Source organism: Noviherbaspirillum cavernae, assembly GCF_003590875.1.
GTDB classification, from domain to species: domain Bacteria; phylum Pseudomonadota; class Gammaproteobacteria; order Burkholderiales; family Burkholderiaceae_D; genus Noviherbaspirillum; species Noviherbaspirillum cavernae.
On sequence record NZ_QYUN01000002.1, the window covers coordinates 2,729,195 to 2,749,359 of the forward strand.

Annotated in this window: 19 protein-coding genes; 7 read left to right on the forward strand and 12 right to left on the reverse strand. The window is 59.4% G+C overall.

Features of this window, described 5'->3' with window-relative positions; translation table 11 throughout:
* Positions 1–40: 40 nt before the first annotated feature.
* The 10 genes from D3870_RS12830 to D3870_RS12875 all read right to left on the reverse strand — a co-directional run bounded on the left by D3870_RS12830 (position 41) and on the right by D3870_RS12875 (position 10,497).
* Positions 41–1,243, reverse strand: coding sequence for a patatin-like phospholipase family protein (locus D3870_RS12830; protein WP_119739636.1), 1,203 nt, complete (start codon positions 1,241–1,243; stop codon positions 41–43).
* 90 nt (positions 1,244–1,333) lie between these two features.
* Complete coding sequence (ggt, locus tag D3870_RS12835; RefSeq protein ID WP_119739638.1) at positions 1,334–3,127, reverse strand: gamma-glutamyltransferase; 1,794 nt, start codon at positions 3,125–3,127, stop codon at positions 1,334–1,336.
* A 90-nt stretch (positions 3,128–3,217) separates the two neighbouring features.
* Entirely contained in the window at positions 3,218–3,976 is a 759-nt protein-coding gene (locus tag D3870_RS12840) for a 3-hydroxyacyl-CoA dehydrogenase (RefSeq protein WP_119739640.1), read from the reverse strand.
* A 143-nt stretch (positions 3,977–4,119) separates the two neighbouring features.
* Entirely contained in the window at positions 4,120–6,258 is a 2,139-nt protein-coding gene (locus tag D3870_RS12845) for a sodium-translocating pyrophosphatase (protein ID WP_119739642.1), read from the reverse strand.
* A 251-nt stretch (positions 6,259–6,509) separates the two neighbouring features.
* The gene (gene adk / locus D3870_RS12850; RefSeq protein WP_119739644.1) at positions 6,510–7,166 is read right to left on the reverse strand and encodes an adenylate kinase; all 657 of its coding nucleotides are present in this window, start codon (positions 7,164–7,166) and stop codon (positions 6,510–6,512) included.
* Positions 7,167–7,309: 143 nt separating this feature from the next.
* Positions 7,310–8,065 (reverse strand): 3-deoxy-manno-octulosonate cytidylyltransferase, encoded by a 756-nt coding sequence (kdsB, locus tag D3870_RS12855; RefSeq protein WP_119739646.1) that lies wholly within the window; start codon positions 8,063–8,065, stop codon positions 7,310–7,312.
* A gap of 80 nt (positions 8,066–8,145) precedes the next feature.
* Complete coding sequence (locus tag D3870_RS12860) at positions 8,146–8,337, reverse strand: Trm112 family protein (protein WP_119739648.1); 192 nt, start codon at positions 8,335–8,337, stop codon at positions 8,146–8,148.
* Positions 8,330–9,364: a tetraacyldisaccharide 4'-kinase gene (gene lpxK, locus D3870_RS12865; RefSeq protein WP_119739650.1), complete on the reverse strand. Its 1,035-nt coding sequence runs from the start codon at positions 9,362–9,364 to the stop codon at positions 8,330–8,332. The genes D3870_RS12860 and lpxK overlap by 8 nt, the downstream gene beginning before the upstream one ends.
* A 96-nt stretch (positions 9,365–9,460) precedes the next feature.
* Positions 9,461–9,895, reverse strand: coding sequence for an ExbD/TolR family protein (locus tag D3870_RS12870; protein ID WP_119739652.1), 435 nt, complete (start codon positions 9,893–9,895; stop codon positions 9,461–9,463).
* Positions 9,892–10,497, reverse strand: coding sequence for a MotA/TolQ/ExbB proton channel family protein (locus tag D3870_RS12875; protein ID WP_119739654.1), 606 nt, complete (start codon positions 10,495–10,497; stop codon positions 9,892–9,894). Before D3870_RS12875 ends, D3870_RS12870 begins: the two co-directional genes overlap by 4 nt.
* Before the next feature lie 314 nt (positions 10,498–10,811).
* Between D3870_RS12875 and xseA the strand changes: the two genes are divergently transcribed.
* Both xseA and sodB read left to right on the forward strand, forming a co-directional pair.
* A complete protein-coding gene (gene xseA / locus D3870_RS12880) occupies positions 10,812–12,173 on the forward strand; it encodes an exodeoxyribonuclease VII large subunit (protein ID WP_119742063.1) in 1,362 nt (453 codons plus the stop codon).
* A 117-nt stretch (positions 12,174–12,290) separates the two neighbouring features.
* Positions 12,291–12,869, forward strand: coding sequence for a superoxide dismutase [Fe] (gene sodB, locus D3870_RS12885; RefSeq protein ID WP_119739656.1), 579 nt, complete (start codon positions 12,291–12,293; stop codon positions 12,867–12,869).
* Between the two features lie 189 nt (positions 12,870–13,058).
* On the opposite strand, the gene D3870_RS12890 is transcribed toward sodB, so the two are convergent.
* On the reverse strand, positions 13,059–14,252 hold the full coding sequence (locus tag D3870_RS12890; RefSeq protein WP_119739658.1) for a DesA family fatty acid desaturase: 1,194 nt from the start codon (positions 14,250–14,252) through the stop codon (positions 13,059–13,061).
* 391 nt (positions 14,253–14,643) lie between these two features.
* Here D3870_RS12890 and D3870_RS12895 point away from each other — a divergent pair, with 391 nt between their 5' ends.
* The 5 genes from D3870_RS12895 to D3870_RS12915 all read left to right on the forward strand — a co-directional run bounded on the left by D3870_RS12895 (position 14,644) and on the right by D3870_RS12915 (position 19,591).
* Entirely contained in the window at positions 14,644–15,069 is a 426-nt protein-coding gene (locus tag D3870_RS12895) for a CopG family transcriptional regulator (protein WP_119739660.1), read from the forward strand.
* Between the two features lie 25 nt (positions 15,070–15,094).
* Positions 15,095–16,294, forward strand: a complete 1,200-nt coding sequence (locus tag D3870_RS12900; protein ID WP_119739661.1) for an extracellular catalytic domain type 1 short-chain-length polyhydroxyalkanoate depolymerase — start codon at positions 15,095–15,097, stop codon at positions 16,292–16,294.
* A gap of 169 nt (positions 16,295–16,463) precedes the next feature.
* A complete protein-coding gene (locus D3870_RS12905; protein ID WP_119739663.1) occupies positions 16,464–17,264 on the forward strand; it encodes a hypothetical protein in 801 nt (266 codons plus the stop codon).
* A 202-nt stretch (positions 17,265–17,466) separates the two neighbouring features.
* The gene (locus D3870_RS12910) at positions 17,467–17,724 is read left to right on the forward strand and encodes a hypothetical protein (RefSeq protein ID WP_119739665.1); all 258 of its coding nucleotides are present in this window, start codon (positions 17,467–17,469) and stop codon (positions 17,722–17,724) included.
* A 469-nt stretch (positions 17,725–18,193) separates the two neighbouring features.
* Positions 18,194–19,591 carry an FAD-binding oxidoreductase gene (locus D3870_RS12915; RefSeq protein WP_119739667.1) on the forward strand — a complete coding sequence of 466 codons (1,398 nt, stop codon included), beginning with the start codon at positions 18,194–18,196 and terminating at the stop codon, positions 19,589–19,591.
* 103 nt (positions 19,592–19,694) lie between these two features.
* On the opposite strand, the gene D3870_RS12920 is transcribed toward D3870_RS12915, so the two are convergent.
* On the reverse strand, positions 19,695–20,132 hold the full coding sequence (locus tag D3870_RS12920) for a VOC family protein (RefSeq protein ID WP_119739669.1): 438 nt from the start codon (positions 20,130–20,132) through the stop codon (positions 19,695–19,697).
* Positions 20,133–20,165 lie beyond the last annotated feature (33 nt).

Here is a 20,165-nt window from a genome sequence, read left to right on the forward strand (position 1 = left end):
CCCTTTGTCCGAACCGGGTTGCCGGTTCAATCCGTGCCGTTCACGATGCCTTCAACTGCAAGGCGGCATGATCGGCCACTCCAAAGAAATCGATCACATCGGCACGCCGAGCCAGCGCATCCTTTTTCCCCAGACGAATCAACTCGCCGGTGTAGCTCGCTTCAAACAACAAATACGAGGCGAGTGCCGCACCGCGTACTTCGGTCGCGCCTATGCCTCCCAACAGCATGCGTACCGGGCGCGGCAGGCTGCCCACATGGCGGCTCGCAATATCGTCCAGCCGCTCCGACGGCGCGATGATCAGCATTTCGATCGGCCGAAGCGGCGTTCTCACTCGTTGCTCCTTCGTCAACATGGACAAGGTCAGGTTGACCCGCTTCATGCGTTCGATATCGACTGCGAGGCTGTCAAGGAATATGCTCGACATGGCATGGCCGGCAATCTGCGCCAGCGTCGGATACTGTGCCGACTCGCTGGTGTCGTGCGCCGGTTCGGAAAGCCGGCCCGCACCGATCACCAGCACCCTGTCCGCCCCCAGATGAATGGCTGGCGCAATCGGCGCCAGCTGGCGCATCGAGCCATCGCCGAAATATTCGCGCCGGCCGTTGCAGTAGATAGGCGTTGCCGGGAATATCAAGGGAATGGCGGACGAGGCAAGCAGGTGTTCGACCCCGATCTGGCTGCGCAAGGCGATGCGCTGCGACCTGACCCACGGTTCGATATCGGCTTCGGTTTGAAAAAACGTGATGTGCTGGCCGCCACTGTAGGATGAAGCCGTGACCGCCAGCGCATGCAAGGCACCGGTGCTCAACGCCGCATCCAGCCGCGGAAAATCAAGCATTCGGTTCAACAGGGTCACCAGCGGCGTGTTGTCCAGCAGCGAGTTCGGCGGATTGGCGTGCCATTTGCGAAGCAGCCAGCCGAACGACAGCAGCGACAACCATTTGGCGCCGGATCGCAATACGCCAAGCGAGTCAGCGCGATACACCTGTTCCGCGGTGAACTGCTCCCACACTTGCGCGACCCGCTGCAAGCCGTCGTTGAAACTGTCGGCGTGACAGGCGAGCGCGGTCGCATTGATCGCCCCCGCCGAAGTGCCGCAGATGATGTCGTAGGGATTGTGATCCGGCTTCCAGCCGGCTTCGTGCAGGATCGACGAAACACCTTGCAAGACGCCCACCTGGTATGCCGCGCGCGCGCCGCCGCCTGTCAAAATGAGGCCGGTTTTCATGTGATCGGTCATGGCAAGAGATTAGCAGCCCGCGTGCCATTTGGGGAGATGCGCTCGACGCCCCCTGTGAAAACAATGCGGGAAAGCCCGGCATCGCGAAACTCAATCTCCCCTCACGGCCCCTTCACGACGCGGATCGGCACCGCCAAACCACACTTCCTCGCCATGGACGTTCATACGCATGATGCCCTGCAAGCCGGAAGTCTGCTCCATCACCCGCACGTTGTGCCCCCGGGCTTTCAGCTGCTCGATCAGGGTGTCGCTTGCACGGCCCTGTTCCAGTTCGGTCGGGCCATTGCGGCTGCCGAAATTGGGCAGGCTGATCGCCTGCTGCACGTTCAAGTTCCAGTCCAGCGTGCCGACCAGGACCTTGACGACATAGTTGATGATCGCCGAGCCTCCGGGCGATCCGGTGGACATGACCAGCCTCTTCGTGCCTTTTGCAAACACGAGCGTCGGTGCCATCGAGCTTCTCGGCCGTTTGCCCGGCTGCACGCGATTGGCGACCGGGCCATTGGCATCAGCCGGATCGAATGAAAAATCGGTCAGCTGGTTGTTCAGCAGGAAGCCTCGCACCATCTGGCGCGAGCCGAAGGCGTCTTCAATCGAGGTCGTCATCGACAGCGCATTGCCGCTGCCGTCCACTACCGAGACATGCGAGGTCGACGGCAGTTCGGGCGAGTTGTCGAGGCCCCATGCAACGTTCGCTCCGGGAGGCACGCCGAACGTTGCCGTGCCCATCGATTTGTCTGTAATCAGCGCGGCGCGCTCGGCAAGATATTTTTTGTCGATCAACGGCTTGACGCTGTTGCCGGGCAGCGGGACGAAATCAGTGTCCGCCACGTAGCGCCCGCGATCCGCATAGGCCAATCGCCCTGCTTCCGAGAACAGATGAACCGCCTCGGCATTCGGTTCGTCGTTTTTCGGTGCGAGTGGACGGATATCCCTGATCTCCAGCATGCCAAGCATCTGCGCGATGGCGATGCCGCCGGACGATGGCGGCGGCATGCCGCAGATGGTCCATGCCTTGTAATCGGTGCAGAGCGGCTCGCGCACCCTGGCCTGATAGCCGGCAATGTCGGCAGCAGTCAGGCCGCCGGGATTGACGGGATGGTTTCTGACCTTGGCTTCGATGTCGCGTGCGATCCGGCCCTTGTAGAACGCATCCGCGCCGTCTTGCGAGATTTCGCGCAGCACTTGCGCGAGTTCAGGATTCTTCAGGAGGTAACCGGCGGGCCGAGGGTTGCCATCCTTGTCGTAGAAGTATGCCGCTGCGACCGGATCCTTTTTCAGATACTGCTCGCTCTTGAGCATGCCGGCAAGCCGCGGACTGACCGTGAAACCCTCTTCGGCAAGCGTGATGGCCGGCGCAAACAGGGAAGCCCACGAAAGTTTGCCGTATTGTTTGTGCGCCAGTTCCAGCATGCGCAGCACGCCCGGCGCACCGACCGAACGGCCGCCGACCACGCCGTCGTAGAAGTTCACCGCCTTGCCTTGCGGCGTGCGAAACAGGTTTTCATCGGCGCTGGCCGGTGCTGTCTCGCGGCCATCAAACGCCTTCACGGTGCTGCCATCGAAATGCAGCAGGAATGCACCGCCGCCGATGCCGGAGGATTGCGGCTCGACCAATGTCAGCACCATTTGCGTGGCGATCGCGGCATCGACTGCTGAGCCACCGGCTTTCAGCATCTGGTAACCGGCGTCGGTAGCGAGCGGATTGGCCGCCGCAACCATGAATGTCTTCGCGGTCCAGCCGGATTTTTCGGAGTAGCCGGTAGCGATTTCCGGCGCTTGCGGTCGAGATGGCGCAACCTGGTTCTGCTGATTCGGAGCGAACGCACAACCGGCAAGCAAGGCGGCAGCACATGCGCACAGTATCACTTTGATGCTCGTCATGCTTGGCTCCCAAAGAAAAGGCAAGCACGAGGCTTGCCTTGATTCAAGTGTGCGACCGAATCCCGTCGTCACCCGGCATTACAGCGCACATCACTTCGGCTGCATGCGGATTGCGCCATCGAGGCGAATGGTTTCGCCATTGAGCATCACGTTTTCGATGATGCTCTTGGCGAGGTTTGCATACTCCGTCGGCTTGCCCAGACGCGGGGGAAACGGCACGCTGCGTCCCAGCGCATCCTGCACATCCTGCGGCATGCCGAGCAGCATCGGCGTTTCGAAGAGACCCGGGGCGATGGTCATGACACGAATGCCGTTGCGCGACAGGTCACGCGCCATCGGCAGTGTGAGTCCGACCACGGCGGCTTTCGAGGCGCCGTACGCGGCCTGTCCGATCTGGCCATCGTAGGCCGCGACCGATGCCGTGTTGATGATCACACCGCGTTCGCCGTGTTCGTTCGCGTCGGTTTTTGCCATGGCATCCGCCGCCAGACGCGCCATGTTGAACGTACCGACGAGGTTGATGTTGACCACGCGCTGGAACACATCGAGCGGATGCGGCCCATCCTTGCCGACGGTTTTCACGGCCGGCGCGACGCCGGCGCAGTTGACCAGTCCGCGCAACGTGCCCATTGCGGTGGCCGCATCCACCACCGCCTTGGCATCCGCCTCGGAGGTCACGTCGCATTTGACGAAGCGGCCTTTCAGCTGGTTGGCGAGGTTTTCGCCGGCCTCGACCTGAACATCGGCCAGCACAACCTTGCCGCCGTTATCCACGATCATTTGCGCAGTCGCAGCACCCAGACCTGAAGCGCCGCCAGTGATGATGAATACATTGCCTGCGATTTGCATCTGTCCCTCTCTTGTGAATTGGAATGTCGATTACGTTTTCTTACGTTAACGTTAACGTCAGATTTGACGAATCATTGTAGCGAACTTTGGCATGAAAAAGAAAAGGCAGACGAGGCTGCCTTTCACTCGACAGCCTGGCGCCGCTACGGCTTCGGTGCCGTGATTCCCGTCGGCGCTGCGGAATTGTCCGCCGCCGGCGCAGTGACTGCCGCCGGTGTCGTCGCGGCGTGTCCGGAGGTTGCCTGTGTGCCAGTGGCCGGCAGCAAGGGCACGATCAGCAAGGCCACGATATTGATGATCTTGATCAAGGGATTGACCGCAGGGCCGGCAGTGTCCTTGTAGGGATCACCCACCGTATCGCCGGTCACGGCCGCCTTGTGTGCATCGGAGCCCTTGCCGCCGTGATGGCCGTCCTCGATGTATTTCTTTGCGTTGTCCCAGGCGCCGCCGCCGGTGGTCATCGAGATCGCAACGAACAGGCCGGTCACGATTGTGCCCATCAGCAAGCCGCCCAGCGCGGCCGGGCCCAGGATCAACCCGACCAGAATCGGGACGACCACCGGCAACAGCGAGGGGATGATCATTTCCCTGATCGCGGAGGCGGTCAGCATGTCGACCGCCTTGTCGTATTCCGGCTTGCCGCTGCCATCCATGATGCCCTTGATGTCGCGGAACTGACGGCGCACCTCGATCACCACCGCGCCGGCTGCGCGCCCTACCGCTTCCATCGCCATCGCACCGAACAGATATGGAATCAGACCGCCGATGAAGAGGCCAACGATCACCATCGGATTCGAGAGATCGAACGAGGTGCTTCTGCCGACCGCATCCAGTGCATGGGTGTAGTCGGCGAACAGCACCAGAGCGGCCAGGCCGGCGGAACCGATCGCATAGCCTTTCGTCACCGCCTTGGTGGTATTGCCGACGGCATCGAGCGGATCGGTGATCGCCCGCACGGAATCGGGCATGTTCGACATCTCCGCGATGCCGCCTGCGTTATCCGTGATCGGGCCATAGGCATCGAGGGCGACGATGATGCCAGCCATCGACAGCATCGCGGTGGCGGCGATCGCGATGCCATACAAGCCGCCGAGCCAGTAGGAAACCAGTATCGCAACGCATACAGCCAGCACCGGATAGGCGGTGGATTTCATCGATACACCGAGGCCGGCGATGATATTGGTCCCGTGGCCCGTGGTGGAAGCTTCTGCAATGTGCCGGACCGGCTTGAAATCGGTGCCGGTGTAATACTCGGTGATGTACACCATCAATCCGGTCAACACGATGCCGACCACGGCGGAACCCATCATCGGCATGCGCATCGCTTCGGGCAGGACTTTCCACGTGACGACGGCAAACCCGATCAGCGACAAGCCGGCTGCCCACCACAATCCGGTGTAGAGCGCCGACATGATCTTCCTGCCCGGCTTGGCCTTGACCATCAGGCAGCCGACAATGGAGGCGAGAATCGACACACCGCCCAGCAACAGCGGATAGAGAATTGCCTCCGCCTCCGCGCCCTTCACCATCAAGGCGCCGAGCAGCATGGTCGCGATCAGCGTGACGACGTAGGTTTCGAACAGGTCCGCCGCCATCCCGGCGCAGTCGCCGACGTTGTCGCCCACGTTGTCGGCGATCACCGCCGGATTGCGCGGATCGTCTTCCGGAATGCCCGCCTCGACCTTGCCGACCAGATCGGCACCGACGTCGGCCCCCTTGGTGAAAATGCCGCCGCCCAGACGTGCGAAGATGGAGATCAGCGAGGCGCCGAAACCGAGGCCGATCAGCGGCTTGATCACGTCATGCGCGGACACCGCACTACCGGCGCGGGAAGTCAGCACCCAGTAGAACAGCGTCACCCCCAGCAAGCCCAGGCCGACCACCAGCATGCCGGTGATCGCGCCGCCCTTGAACGCGACATTGAGCGCATCGTTCATGCCGCGGGTTGCGGCCTGCGCCGTGCGCACGTTGGCACGCACCGACACGTTCATGCCGATGAAGCCACAGGCGCCGGACAGCACTGCGCCCACCAGGAAACCCAGCGCCGTGTTGAGCCCCAATCCGGGGAGAATCGCGATGATGATGAAAAGCACGACGCCGACGATAGCGATGGTGCGGTATTGCCTTGCCAGATATGCCGCTGCCCCCTGCTGAATGGCGGCAGCGATTTCCTGCATCCGGCTGTTGCCGGCATCCTGTTTCAGTATCCAGCTGCGGGACACCAGTCCGTAGAGCACCGCAATAATGCCGCACGCCACGGCAAACCATAGGCCTGTTGCCATATCGACTCCTCCATGTTGTTCACGACAAGGTTAAAAACAATCGAAACGTGACGGAAGACGGCGACGGCGGGTGCAACGCTAAAGATCGTGTTCTGCTGTCATCGTCTTGCGATTACTGCGTACTGCGAAACTTGTGCGCCTGCTCAGGTTATTGTTTTTATCGGGTGGATTCTGGTGTTGTGCTGCGAAACGACGGATTTCTTCATTACTGTCGCGGAAAACAAAAAAGCGGACATGAAGTCCGCTTTTTCCTATTCCGCCAATGCCGCGAATGCCTTGTCGCGGATTGTATCGACCGGTCCGACACCTGCAATCTTGCGATATTTCGGCGCACCGGGCTGGCCCGACACGGCCCACTTGTTGTAGTAATCGACCAGCACCTCGGTCTGATCATGATAGACGGCAAGCCGTTTCTTCACCGTTTCTTCCTTGTCGTCGTCACGCTGAATCAGCTCTTCGCCCGTCATATCATCCTTGCCCGCGACTTTCGGCGGATTGAACTTGACGTGATAGGTACGGCCCGACGGTTGGTGCACGCGACGGCCGCTCATGCGCTCGATGATTGCTTCATCCGGCACATCGATTTCCAGTACGTAATCGATGCCGACACCGGCCTCCTTCATTGCATCAGCCTGCGGAATGGTGCGCGGAAAACCGTCGAACAGATAACCGTTGGCGCAATCCGCTTGCTTGAGACGATCCTTGACCAGGCCGATGATGATGTCGTCCGACACCAGGCCGCCCGCATCCATCACCTTTTTCGCCTCCAGACCGAGAGGTGTGCCTGCCTTGACGGCGGCGCGCAGCATGTCGCCGGTGGAAATCTGCGGGATGTTGTATTTTTCCTTGATGAAATTGGCTTGTGTGCCCTTGCCGGCACCAGGCGCTCCTAAAAGAATGAGGCGCATGACAGTTTCCTAATTGAGTTTTAAATTCTGATATCGCATCCGGACGGCCCCACGTCTCCTCCGCGGCGACTTTACCGGAAATAACTTTGCACGAAACTTACCACAGAATCCCATCCAAACGATGGCTTGACCTTGATTTTCGCTCAGTGATGAATGAAATGCCGCCGCGCGCGCGCCAGGTCTTCCGGCGTGTCGACACCTGCGGCCGGAGCATCCTGCGTGACATGAACGGCAATCGGAAAACCATGCCAAAGCACCCGCAATTGCTCCAATGCCTCGACCTGTTCCAGCGGCGACAATGCAAGCGTGGGATAAGTCTGCAGAAAAGCATTGCTGTAGGCGTAAAGGCCGATATGCCGCAATGCGGTATAGCCTGCGGGCACCGCCGCCGTCGATCCACCAAAGCCGTCGCGATTCCACGGAATGGTGGCGCGTGAAAAGTAGAGCGCCCTGCCCGCCTTGTCCAGAATCACCTTCACTACATTCGGATTGAAGATTTCCGCGGCCTCATGAATCGGATGCGCGGCGGTCGCCATCGGTACCCCATTCTTGACCAGGCTTGCCGTCGAGGCGATCAGGGCCGGATCGATCAGCGGCTCATCGCCCTGCACATTGACCACCACGCTGTCCGCTGCGAGTCCCATGGAAGAAGCGACCTCGGCGATGCGGTCGGTACCCGACGGATGATCGCTGCGCGTCATGCGCACTTGCACGCCATGCTGCTCGCATGCGGCAACGATACCCGCGTGATCAGTGGCAACGACGACTTCCGACGCTCCCGACAAGGCCGCCCGTTCCGCAACCCGCACGACCATGGGTTTGCCGCCCAGATCGGCAAGCGGCTTGTTGGGCAGGCGTGTCGAAGCCAGACGGGCAGGAATGATGACGATAAAGGACATCGGAGCGGATGAATCGGGGTTGTTCGGCGAGCCGTGCATGAACACGGCCCGGGTCGGGCAGGCAGCGGAGTTGGAGTGTGCTAGCGGAGGGGTACTGTCTCGGGCGCTGCATTCAGGTCACGCGCTTCGTCCGCCCACATGATCGGAATGCCGTCGCGAATCGGATAGGCAAGCTTGTCCGCATTGCAGATCAACTCCTGCGCAGTCTTATCGAATTTGAGCGGGCCCTTGCAGATCGGGCAAACCAGGATATCAAGCAGTCGGCTATCCACGACATTTCTCCACAATTTGTTCGGCGAACGCGGCATCGATCCGGGCAGCCACCGGAACCACCCAGAGCCGCTCATCGTTCTTCAACGCGCCATGATGGATGCATTTTACTGCATCCTTCTCCGTAATCAGGATCATATCGGCCGAACTTTCCGCAAAAGGATTGACGTCAAAATCGTAATGGTCCGCAAGCGGCATTTCCTCGAATATGACCCCGGCATTGCGCAACATGGCAAAGAAGCGCGCGGGATTGCCGATGCCGGCCGCGGCGACAATGCGAGCCGGTCGCCCATCACCGCGCAATGTCGGCAGGGAATGGAGCGCAACCCGCTGCGATCTGTCCACCAGCCGTTCCGCGACGTCGCCGACCAGACGCATGAAAATGGTGGAATGCGGAATATCGTGCGGACGATGCGCGCCGTTGACAACCGTAAAGTCACGCGGCCGCGATGCCGGTTCGCGCAAGGGCCCCGCCGGCAACAGCCAGCCGTTGCCATTGCCGCGCGCATCGCACAAGACGATTTCCACATCCCGCGCCAGAGCGTAGTGCTGCAGGCCATCATCGGACACAATCAGATTGACTTCCGGATGCGCCGCGAGCAAGGCTGTTGCCGCCGCCACACGATTGCGTCCGACCATCACCGGACATTGGGCGCGCGTCGCGATCAGCACCGGCTCGTCCCCGACCTGTTGCGGCAAGGAGCCGGCCGACACCGGCTGCGGCACATCATTGTGCGCGCCGTAACCGCGCGAGATCACGCCCGGGACATAGCCCGCCCGACGCAAGGCGTCGACCAGCCAGATGGTCAATGGCGTCTTGCCGGTACCGCCGAGGAAGATGTTGCCAACGACAATCACCGGAACAGGAAGTCGGGTGGATTTCAGCACGCTGACTGCATAGAGTCTGCGCCGCAGCGCAACGACGCCATGGAACAACAGAGATACAGGCCACAGGGTGCACGCGAGCAAGCCACGCCGCATCCACGCACGGGTCAGGATCGATTCAAGTGATGGGCGTTGGAGGGTCAAGCGAGCGGTTCCGTGGATGAATGGCCGCGTTGCCACCGATCATGGGCGGCTGCGGCGTTTCCGGCAAACGAGCCGAGGCCGCTCACTGCCGGTCTGTTATTTTCTGCCGCTCGTCTGCGCCGCGAAGGTGAGTTTTTCGAAACCGGCCAGACGCGCCGCCTCCAGCACATTGATCACCGACTGATGTGCAGCCGTCGCGTCGGCATTGATGATCACGACCGGATCCTTTTTGCCTTGGCCGTTCGCATTGGCCGTATTCTTCAGCTCGTCGGCGAGGCCGCTCGCGTCGCGCGCCGCTACCTGCATGTTATTGATCAAGTAGCGCCCTTGCGGATCGACACCGACGTTGATTTCGAACGGCTGCTCCATCGCCTTTTCCGCATCGGCGGTCGGCAGCGTGATCTGCAATGCGGTGAACTTGCTGTAGGTCGTGGTGACCATCAGGAAGATCAGGATGACCAGCAGCACGTCGATGAACGGGATCAGGTTGATCTCGGGGTCTTCGCGACCCTTGCCTTTGCGGAAATTCATTTGCGGTTGCCGTGGACGGTATCGACGAATCTGATCGCCTGCTGCTCCATGTCGACGATGAAGCTGTCGACCTGCGCACGGAAATGACGATAGAAGACCAATGCCGGCATCGCGACCGCGAGGCCGAAACCGGTGTTGTACAAGGCGACGGAAATGCCGTGCGCCAGTTGCGCAGGGTTGGTACCGGTCGCGTTTTGCGCACCGAAGATTTCGATCATGCCGACCACGGTGCCGAACAAGCCCATCAGCGGAGCCAGCGTGGCGATCGTGCCGAGTGTGGTCAGGAAGCGTTCGAGTTCATGTGCGGTACCGCCGCCGGCTTCCTCGATGGATTCCTTCATCACGTCGCGCGGCGTGTTCACATTGCGCAGCCCGGCAGCGAGCACCCGTCCCAGCGGCGAGTTCTGTTCCAGGTTATTGATGACCTCGGGAGAAATCTTGCCGTTGTGATAGACGCGGATGACTTCGTCCAGCAGATTCGGGGGAAGAATGCGTTTACGGCGCAGGTACAATATCCGTTCGACGATCAGTGCCAAAGCAACAACAGAGGCAATCAGCAGCGGCCAGATCGGCCAGCCTGCAGCTTGAATAATGGCGAGCAAAAGAGGCTCCTGGGTTTGTTTCGGGTGGATGCAGAATGTATCGCGTTGAGCCGTTCGGATCAAGCCTCACGGCAATGAAATTCAGAGTGAAAAGTTTTGCACAGCCGCTGTGGATAAGTATGTGAGCAAGTGCAGCGTGGCTAACAAGAAAACATGTCGCAAAAACAATTCTGTTTCAAATAATCAACTCCCCTCCTTCGCATTTTCTTTTTAAAATCAGCCGGTTAAGAACGAGATATGTTGTTCGCAATCATTTATGACAATCAAATGACAGTTTGGCGCGCCTGTGGACAGGTTTTGCCTTTGGAGGCCGCATGAATACTGACTCTTCCTCTGAAAACCCAGTCGCCACGCCATCTGTCGTCTCGGTTTCCGCGCTGAATCAGGCAGTTGCGCGGATGCTGGAGCGCAATTTCCCGCTGGCGTGGGTTTCCGGCGAGATTTCGAATTTCACGCGCGCCGCGTCGGGACATTGGTATTTCACGCTCAAGGATGATGCGGCCCAGGTGCGAGCCGTCATGTTTCGCGGTCGCGCGCAATATGCGGGCTTCACGCCGCGCGAAGGCGACAAGGTCGAGGTGCGCGCACTGGTCACGCTCTATGCGCCGCGCGGCGACTATCAGCTCAATGTGGAAGCGATCCGTCGAGCGGGCGTCGGCAATCTGTATGAAGCCTTCCTGCAGTTGAAGGAAAAACTCAATGCCGAAGGCCTGTTCGATCCGCTGCGCAAACGAGCGCTGCCTGTCTTTGCGCGGACGATAGGCATCGTCACCAGTCCGCAGGCGGCGGCCTTGCGCGACATCCTGAGTACGCTGCGCCGGCGTGCGCCGCATGTGCGCGTGATTCTGTATCCGACGCCGGTACAGGGCGAAGGCGCGGCGCAGAAAATCGCGCAGGCCATTGCCACCGCATCCAACCGTGCGGAATGCGATGTGCTGCTAGTATGCCGCGGCGGCGGCAGCATCGAGGACTTGTGGTCGTTCAACGAGGAAATCGTCGCCCGCGCCATTGCTGCCGCCACGATGCCAGTCGTGTCCGGCGTCGGCCATGAAACCGATGTCACGATTGCCGATTTTGCCGCCGATCTGCGTGCGCCGACCCCTACCGCCGCCGCCGAACTGGCGGCTCCGCCGCGCGCGGATTGGCTGGCAACGCTCGATGCGCACGCGGACGATCTCCGGCGTGCAATGAAACGCCGTTTGTCTGATGCCGCGCAAACGCTGGACTGGCTATCGCGCCGGCTGGTGAGCCCATCGACGTACATTGCGCATGAGCGGCTCAGATTGCACGGCTTCCAGGCCCGACTTGCGCATGCGACACGCACGCCTTTGAAGCAGGCTCGTTTCTCGCTGACACATTTGCAGACACGGCTGGCGGCGCAGTTGCCCGACACGGCCTCGCGTCGGACACAGCTGACCTACGATGCGCGGCGCATGATCGCGTTGATGAGGGCAAACACCGGGCGCGAGCGACAGGCGCTCGGCGCGCTGGCGGCGCAGCTGGAATTGCTCAATCCGCGGCGTACGCTGGAGCGCGGCTATGCAATCGTGATGGACAGCAAGGGCAAGCTGGTCCGTGCGCCACGCGACCTGCGTCCGCGTGATGTCGTCACGATGCGGCTGGCGGAAGGTTCGGCCGAAGTGGGCATTGCCAGTGTGCAGCCAACGCTGGAATGATTCTCTTGCGCAGCACCGATTTCGGGGTCTGTTCTACTGATGCAGGCAAGCCGCATCCGACTTACAATTGAGTTCTTTCAAAAAGAGTATCCCCTTCAAACAATAGAAAGGAACGTCATGGAACATGCACTGCCAACCCTGCCATACGCGATGGACGCATTGCAGCCGCACATCTCGAAGGAAACACTTGAGTACCACTACGGCAAGCATCATCAAGCGTATGTGACCAACTTGAACAATCTGATCAAGGGCACCGAATACGAAAACGCTTCGCTGGAAGACATCATCAAGAAATCGTCCGGCGGCCTGTTCAACAACTCCGCGCAAGTGTGGAATCACACGTTCTTCTGGAACTGCATGAAGCCCAACGGCGGCGGCGCTCCGGCCGGCGCAGTGGTTGATGCCATCAATGCCAAGTGGGGTTCGTTCGACAAGTTCAAGGAAGAATTCACCAAATCCGCAGTCGGCAATTTCGGCTCCGGCTGGACTTGGCTGGTCAAGAAGGCTGACGGCTCGGTTGACATCGTCAACACGTCGAATGCCGCCACACCGCTGACGACTGCAGACAAGCCTCTGCTGACCTGCGACGTGTGGGAACACGCGTACTACATCGACTACCGCAATGCCCGTCCGAAATTCGTCGAGGCATTCTGGAACCTGGTGAACTGGGATTTCGTTGCGAAGAATTTCGCGTAACGAAAGTCTCACTGTCGATTCAAAATAAAAAATGACACGAAAATAGAATCTGACAAAAAACAATGGCTGACCATTCTGTCAGCCATTCAAAAGAAGTCAGCAATTTCAAAGTTGCTGACTTCTTTTTTTTCGCGACGCGGCTGGCAGCGAGCGGCCTCGCACTCGCCGCCACCGATCAATGAGGCTCATTCAGGAATAGCTGCGCAAGCGCAACGAGAAATCCTGCAAGGCTTTGATGCCCGAATTTTCGGCACGAGTACACCAGTCCCGTAACTGCCTCAGCAACTGCTCCTGGCTGGCGTGAGAGGAATTCCAGATGTCGGCCAATTCCATACGCATGTCGAGCATCGTCTGCAGCGCCTCGCTATGCGCAAACAACTGACTCAGCTTCTCCGACTCCAACGCATCAAGCTTGCCGGGTGCATGTCGTAACAGCTTCTTCGCGGATTTCCGGAGCTTCAATTCGGAGGTAGGTTCGGTTTTCAATCGGGCCAATTCATCGCGCCAGGCTTGGCGAAGAGAACGAGCATACCGCGCAGTGACGTCATAACGATTTGCAATCACGGAAAGCAGAGTCTCGGAATCCACGACCGTCTTGTTACGGTCGAATTTCGGTACGGGCGCGATCTTTTTTACCTTCGCAAGGCGGAGCGTTTCCAGAATGCGGATGTAAAGCCAGCCAACGTCGAACTCGCACCACTTCGACGACATCTTGGCGGACGTGGCGAAGGTGTGGTGATTGTTATGGAATTCCTCGCCACCGATGAGAATGCCAATCGGCAAAATGTTGGTCGATGCATCGGGGCAGTCGTAATTCCGATAGCCCCAATAATGTCCGATCCCGTTGACGACTCCCGCAGCAGTAACCGGAATCCATAACATCTGGAATGCCCACACAGTCAATCCGATCACGCCAAATAGCAGAACATCGATAATCAAGAGCAGGCCGACTCCTTGCCAGGTATATTTGCCGTAGAGGCGGGATTCAATCCAGTCCTCCGGCGTACTGTGGCCGTATTTTTCCGTTGTTTCCTTGTTTTTCGCTTCGGCGCGATACAGTTCCGTGCCTTCAAACAAAACTTTCCAGATGCCGCGAGTATTCGGGCTGTGCGGATCATCCTTCGTTTCGCACTTTGCATGATGCTTGCGATGAATCGCAACCCACTCCCTGGTCACCATGCCAGTGGTCAGCCACAGCCAGAAGCGGAAGAAATGACTGGCGAGCGGATGCAACTCCAGCGCCCGGTGCGCCTGGCAACGATGCAGGTAAATCGTCACGGCGGCGATCGTGATATGCGTGGTTGCAAACGCATATGCCACCACTTGCCAGGCGTCCGCATTCGACAGGCCGTTCGACAAAAATTCGAGCACTGGATTCAGCATTGCATTTTGCACCTTGTCACTCCCAGGCAAGCATTGAACATCGCTGCGAATTGCGCATCCATGAGCGACCTTCAATGAAAACAGAAGTGAAACCATTCGCCATGGTTCACGGGCTTCAGGGCTGCTTTGCGTTGGTGTCTGTCACAGTCACTATAGCGGCTACTCGAAAACATGCATATAGCGGACCAGTTGCCAAATCAGTCCAAGACGGTGGCATGTTGATTTGAACAAAGATCGATCGGACATTCAGAACACGGGCTGAGCACGGGCAATCTATTTCTTGCTGCCAAGCGAGATTGATACGTTTTGATTCGATTCCGATTTTGCCCCTTGTATTCGTCCATCGATACTCCATGTGGATGGTGAATGGATGGCAAAGAGGAGTTGAGAAATGGCAAAAGAACTCACGTTGCAAGACAGTCGACCAAGAGCAGGCGAAACGGAAAAGGTCACCATTAATCTCGGCCTGGTCGACCTTGGGCAGATCGATCTGCTAGTGCAGGAAGGCTTTTATTCCAACCGCACTGATCTGATCCGCACCGCCATTCGCAATCAACTACAACTGCATGGCGACGTCATCAAGCAGACTGTGGCTCGCAAAAGCCTGGTGCTCGGCTTGCAACATTACTCCCGTGCGGATCTGGAGGCCGTGCGCGACGCAGGACAGAAACTGCAGATACAGGTTCTGGGATTGGCCGGCATCGACGCCGACGTGACGCCGGAATTGGCATTGACCACCATCGACTCCATCACGGTGCTGGGCGCATTGCACGCCAGCGCAGCCGTCAAGGCCGCTTTGGCTGGACGGATTCATTAACCGTCGTACCTTCGGAAAGATCTTCATGAAAACCAATGAAAATTTCCTCGCGCAGATATGCGAAGCTACCCGCTTGCTTCAGACCTCCGGCCCGATGGCCGCTACGGAAGCAATCCAACGCGCGCTGCACGGTGCCGGCACGCCCGACGTTGCAATGCCGGATGACGATCGCACCAAGGGTCAAACGCGACCGGCGGAGCTGGTCGATATCAACCCTCCATCCGTATCCAAAACCGACTTCCTCCACTTCACTCGGGGAAAGTGGCAGGAACCGTCAACTCGTCAGCCGATTGAGGACGTCGAAGTCAATGAAGCAGGGAAAGGAACATTCCTGTCCGGATCAGTAAGCAACCATGCGGGAACGCGCGCCTACAAATTTTATGTGCCGAGCGGCTATTGCGGTGAGCCGCTGCCATTGGTTGTGATGCTGCATGGATGCAAACAAAACCCCGACGATTTTGCCGCTGGCACCGGCATGAATGACGTCGCAGAAGAGAACAACTGTTTCGTTGTCTACCCTGCGCAGTTGCGAAAGGCGAACGAGTCGCATTGCTGGAACTGGTTCAAGCCGGAGCATCAGCGGCGTGATCAGGGCGAGCCTTCAATCATCGCCGATATCACGCGCAGGATCACTCGCGACTACAGGATCGACACCAGCCGCATCTACGTCGCCGGCCTGTCGGCGGGCGGCGCAATGGCCGCCGTGATGGCCGCCACTTATCCCGAACTATATGCTGCCGTCGGCATCCACTCCGGCTTGCCTTATGGCGCTGCGCATGATTTGCCGTCCGCACTCGCGGCGATGAAAGGCAGCAATGGGAAAGAAGGTCCGCTTGTCGCCCGTGGCAAGGCGCCCGCCTCGTTCGGACATGTCGTACCGGCGATCGTGTTCCACGGCGATCGCGATTCCACTGTTCACCCATCCAATGGCGATCAGGCGCTGTCGCAATGTCAGTCAGCGTCAGCATGCGGTGCGTCTGACAAAGACAAGCCAGACACGCAAATCCAGGTGGAAAAAGGCTGTGTGCCGAATGGCCGTGCCTATACGAGAACACTCAGCTACGACATCAGCGGGAAAGTCGTGGCCGAACATTGGGTCGTGCATGGTGCAGGCCACGCGTGGTCAGGGGGAAATCGCAAGGGATCCTACACTGATCCGAAGGGGCCGCCTGCAGCGCGTCATATGCTGCAGTTCTTTTACAGCCATAGGAGGGATGCAAAATAGCAATGCTGGCCGCCACGCGTTTCGGGTTGAACGCATTTCCCGAACTGCATGCCGGCCCTGCATGAACACGCGACTATGACGACTTGATCGCGATCAAGCCGGCGCATTCTTTCGACATGTCGCCCATGGTCGTGCGCCAACATGATCAAGATGGAGAGGAGCGTTCCGGATGACCATACTCGTATCGGTGAAGATCAACGACGGCGTTGTCATGGCGGCTGACAGCGCAAGTTCGTTCGCCAGCGGCATGGTTTATCACCATTCGCGCAAGATCAGGAATATCGTCGACGGCATACCGGTGGGAGTGATGGTTGCAGGAGCGGGAGGCATAGGCAACGAATCGGTGGACACCCTGTTGAAGGATCTGAGCGTGCGACTGCGCGGCGTGGACACCCGGTATCGGGACTGGACGCTGAATCGGGATGACTATACGGTGGAGCAACTCGCATGGCGGGTGCGACAATTTCTATTCGAGGAAAAGGCACAAGCCTATGCGGGACAGGTCCGGTCGCAAGTCAGGCTTTGCGGATACTCGGCAGGCAGGCCGCTGGCGGAAGCGTGGGACGTGCTGCTGGACGATACGCACTGTCCGCCGCCGGTATGCGTACAGCGCGAGGAGGACTTTGGCCCGCGCTGGGCGGGCGAGGCAGAGGCGCTGGATCGTCTGGTGCTGGGCTTGGGCAGTCGCTTTGATGAACTTGCACGGGAACAAGGCATCACGGCTGCCGACGGTCAAAGTGTCCGAAGCGGATTTGCCCCCGCACTATACGAACTTCTGTTCCTGGAAGCGATGCCCATATCGGACGCCGCCGAACTGGCGCGGTTCCTTGTCGAGACCACGATCGGCTTCGTGCGATTCTCCGTTTCACGGCCGAAAACCGTAGGTGCCCCTGTCGAAATTGCTGCAATCACCAAACACGAGGGCTTTCATTGGCTCCAGGGCGGACCGGCGCCGCTGCCTGCGGAGTGACGTTTAAAGCAATGTCCTGCACCCACCAAGAGGCTTTGGCGAACCGCTTGATTGAGACTGCCGCGCGATGAGCGCATCAATACGAGCCACCTGCCAGCTGTCAGGCTCCCGGACTCCCCATTGACCAGCCTGGTTGACGCATGAGGACCGGGCCATCCACCCTGGCTACGAGTACACTGGTTGACTCCAGACCGGAGGCATCATGACGCAGGACGAAATTCTTGACATGTTCAGACAGCAGGCGGACAGCATGCCGCCCGAATCGCCAACGCTCAATGCAGTGATTCTGGAACTGGCTCAGATTCTTGCGCAGTCGCGTGGCCGCCTGCCCGAGGAAACCTTTGAAACGCTGGTACGTATCGGCGCTGTACTTTACAAGGAAGGCCGCAACCGGTTCGATGCGCGGTCGGATGTTGCGGAGATCATGAAGAAATCGGCCGAGGACCGGGGGAACGAATGACGCCTGGTTCTCCTGCGCCACTGTGTCATCACCTGGTTGCGGAAGACTGGTGACGACGGACGGGCCGCAGCTCACATCGCGCTTTAGTCCCGCGAAGAAGAGGCCGGGAGGAAGTCGACATGCACAATGAAGAGTTCCAACTTTCGCTTCGCATGCCCTTGTATTTCCTTTCCTGAGGGTACGGATGCAGGCCAATTCCGTGGTGTTTATTTGGAACACATGATCCCAAACGGCATTCGCTTGATCTTGCCTTCTATCCTTCTCTGTCCAACGCAATGCTCCACGCCTTGAGCAATATCAAAATGAATCCGGAGGCGGCGTACCTAGTATGAAAGGGACGCTGCTCCGTGTGCGCTTGCCTTGTGTGTGCATTACGCAAGTGTTGCCGAGTGGCGCTGCGTCGGGGCACCACGGGCAGGATACTGTCGTTGCCCCTCGAAAATCCATGCTCATCCAGTCGAGGTGCATCATGACAGGCATGAAGAATGAGGTGATTGACGATTTCAAATCGACTCTGCGCGGGCAAATGTTTCAGCCGAATGACTCCGGCTATGAGGACGCGCGCCAGATCTGGAACGCAATGATCGACCGCCGGCCGGCGATGATCGTGCGCTGTGCGGGTGCGGCCGATGTCATGCGCTGCGTCGCCTTTGCGCGCGACCATGACGTGCCGCTGGCGGTACGCGGCGGCGGCCATAACATTGCCGGCAATGCCGTGTGCGACGGTGGATTGGTGATCGATGTGTCCGCGATGAAAGCGGTCTGCGTCGATCCCGAGGAACGCCGCGCCCACGTTGAAGGCGGCGCGACGCTGGCCGATTTTGACCATGAGGCGCAGGCGTATGGACTCGCCACTCCGCTGGGCATCAACTCGACAACGGGCGTGGCGGGATTGACGCTGGGCGGCGGATTCGGCTGGTTGAGCCGCAAGTACGGCTTGACGGTCGATAACCTGATATCGGCGGAAATCATTACTGCCGATGCAAAACGGCTGTGCGTCAGCGCCACTGCACACCCGGATCTGTTCTGGGCCATACGCGGCGGCGGCGGCAATTTCGGTGTGGTCACGCGCTTCGAATTCCAGCTGCATCCGGTCGGGCCGGAAATCTTCAGCGGGCTGATCGTCTATCCGTTCGAGCAGGCCAGGCAGGTGCTCACGCAATACCAGGCCTTCGTCAACCAGATGCCCGACGACTTGAGCGTGTGGGCCGTGCTGCGCCAAGCGCCGCCGCTGCCCTTCCTGCCCGCCGAGGTGCACGGCAGAAACGTGGTCGTGCTGCCGATCTTTTCCACCATGGGAATGGAAGATGCCAGGCGCGCAGTGGAGCCGCTGCGCAGCTTCGGCCAGCCGTACGGTGAGCACATGGGCGCGACACCTTATGCGGCATGGCAACAGGCATTCGATCCGCTGCTGACGGCCGGCGCGCGCAACTACTGGAAATCACACAATTTTGCGTCTTTGAATGAAGGCGCAATCGATACGGTGATCGAGTACGCGGGCAAGCTGCCCGATCCGCAATGCGATATTTTCCTCGGCCTGATCGGCGGAGAGGCCAACCGTGCTGCGCCTGACGCGACGGCGTATCCGCATCGCAATGTGCTGTACGCGATGAACGTGCATGCGAGGTGGACCGAGCCGTCGAAAGACAGCGCGTGCATCGCCTGGGCGCGCGAATTCTTCGCCGCGGCCGCGCCCCATGCGGCGGGCAGCGTGTACATCAACTTCATGACGCAGGATGAAGGGGAGCGCATCGGGGAGGCTTACGGCAGGAACTTCGAACGGCTGATGCGGGTGAAGAATGAATACGATCCGCAGAACTTGTTCCGGCAAAACCAGAATATCAAGCCCTCGGTGCGGGCTGCGTGAGCCGTGTTCGCTCCGGGGAGTCGATGGCGAGGAATTTCGGACGCATGCGCTTTATCGACGCTCGGGATTCCTCGTTGCACTGGAATGACCGTGCAGCGTGAATCTAATACGTGTCCGTGGCGTGCGGTGATTCGTCGGATTGGTGCGCGGAGCAGTCGATGGTGAACGCAACCTCCTGCCCGTGCGCCACTTCGAGCGTATGCCCGTCGGGGTCTCGAATGAGCGCCCAGTAGCCGACCGGCGGGCCGTAGTCTTGCGGTTCGCGCAGCAGACAGCCCTCTTCCCCGGCCAGCGCACACAAGCGATCCACCTCGTCGCGAGATGCAACGCCGACGCCCAGATGTGCGCAGGGCTGCAGCGGATGCGGCACGGACGATGCCTTGATCAGCACGATAGCGAAGGCGCGCGTGAGGTCACTGAGCCAGACGACATCGTGCCGCTGGTGCACCACTTTCATCGAGGCGTAGCGTGCATAGAACGCGATGCTGGCGTCGAGGCTGACAGCGGGCAAGGCGACATGGGTGAGGCCGAGGTCGGACATGGTGGTTACCGGCGGGTGAACAGGCTTTCCTTT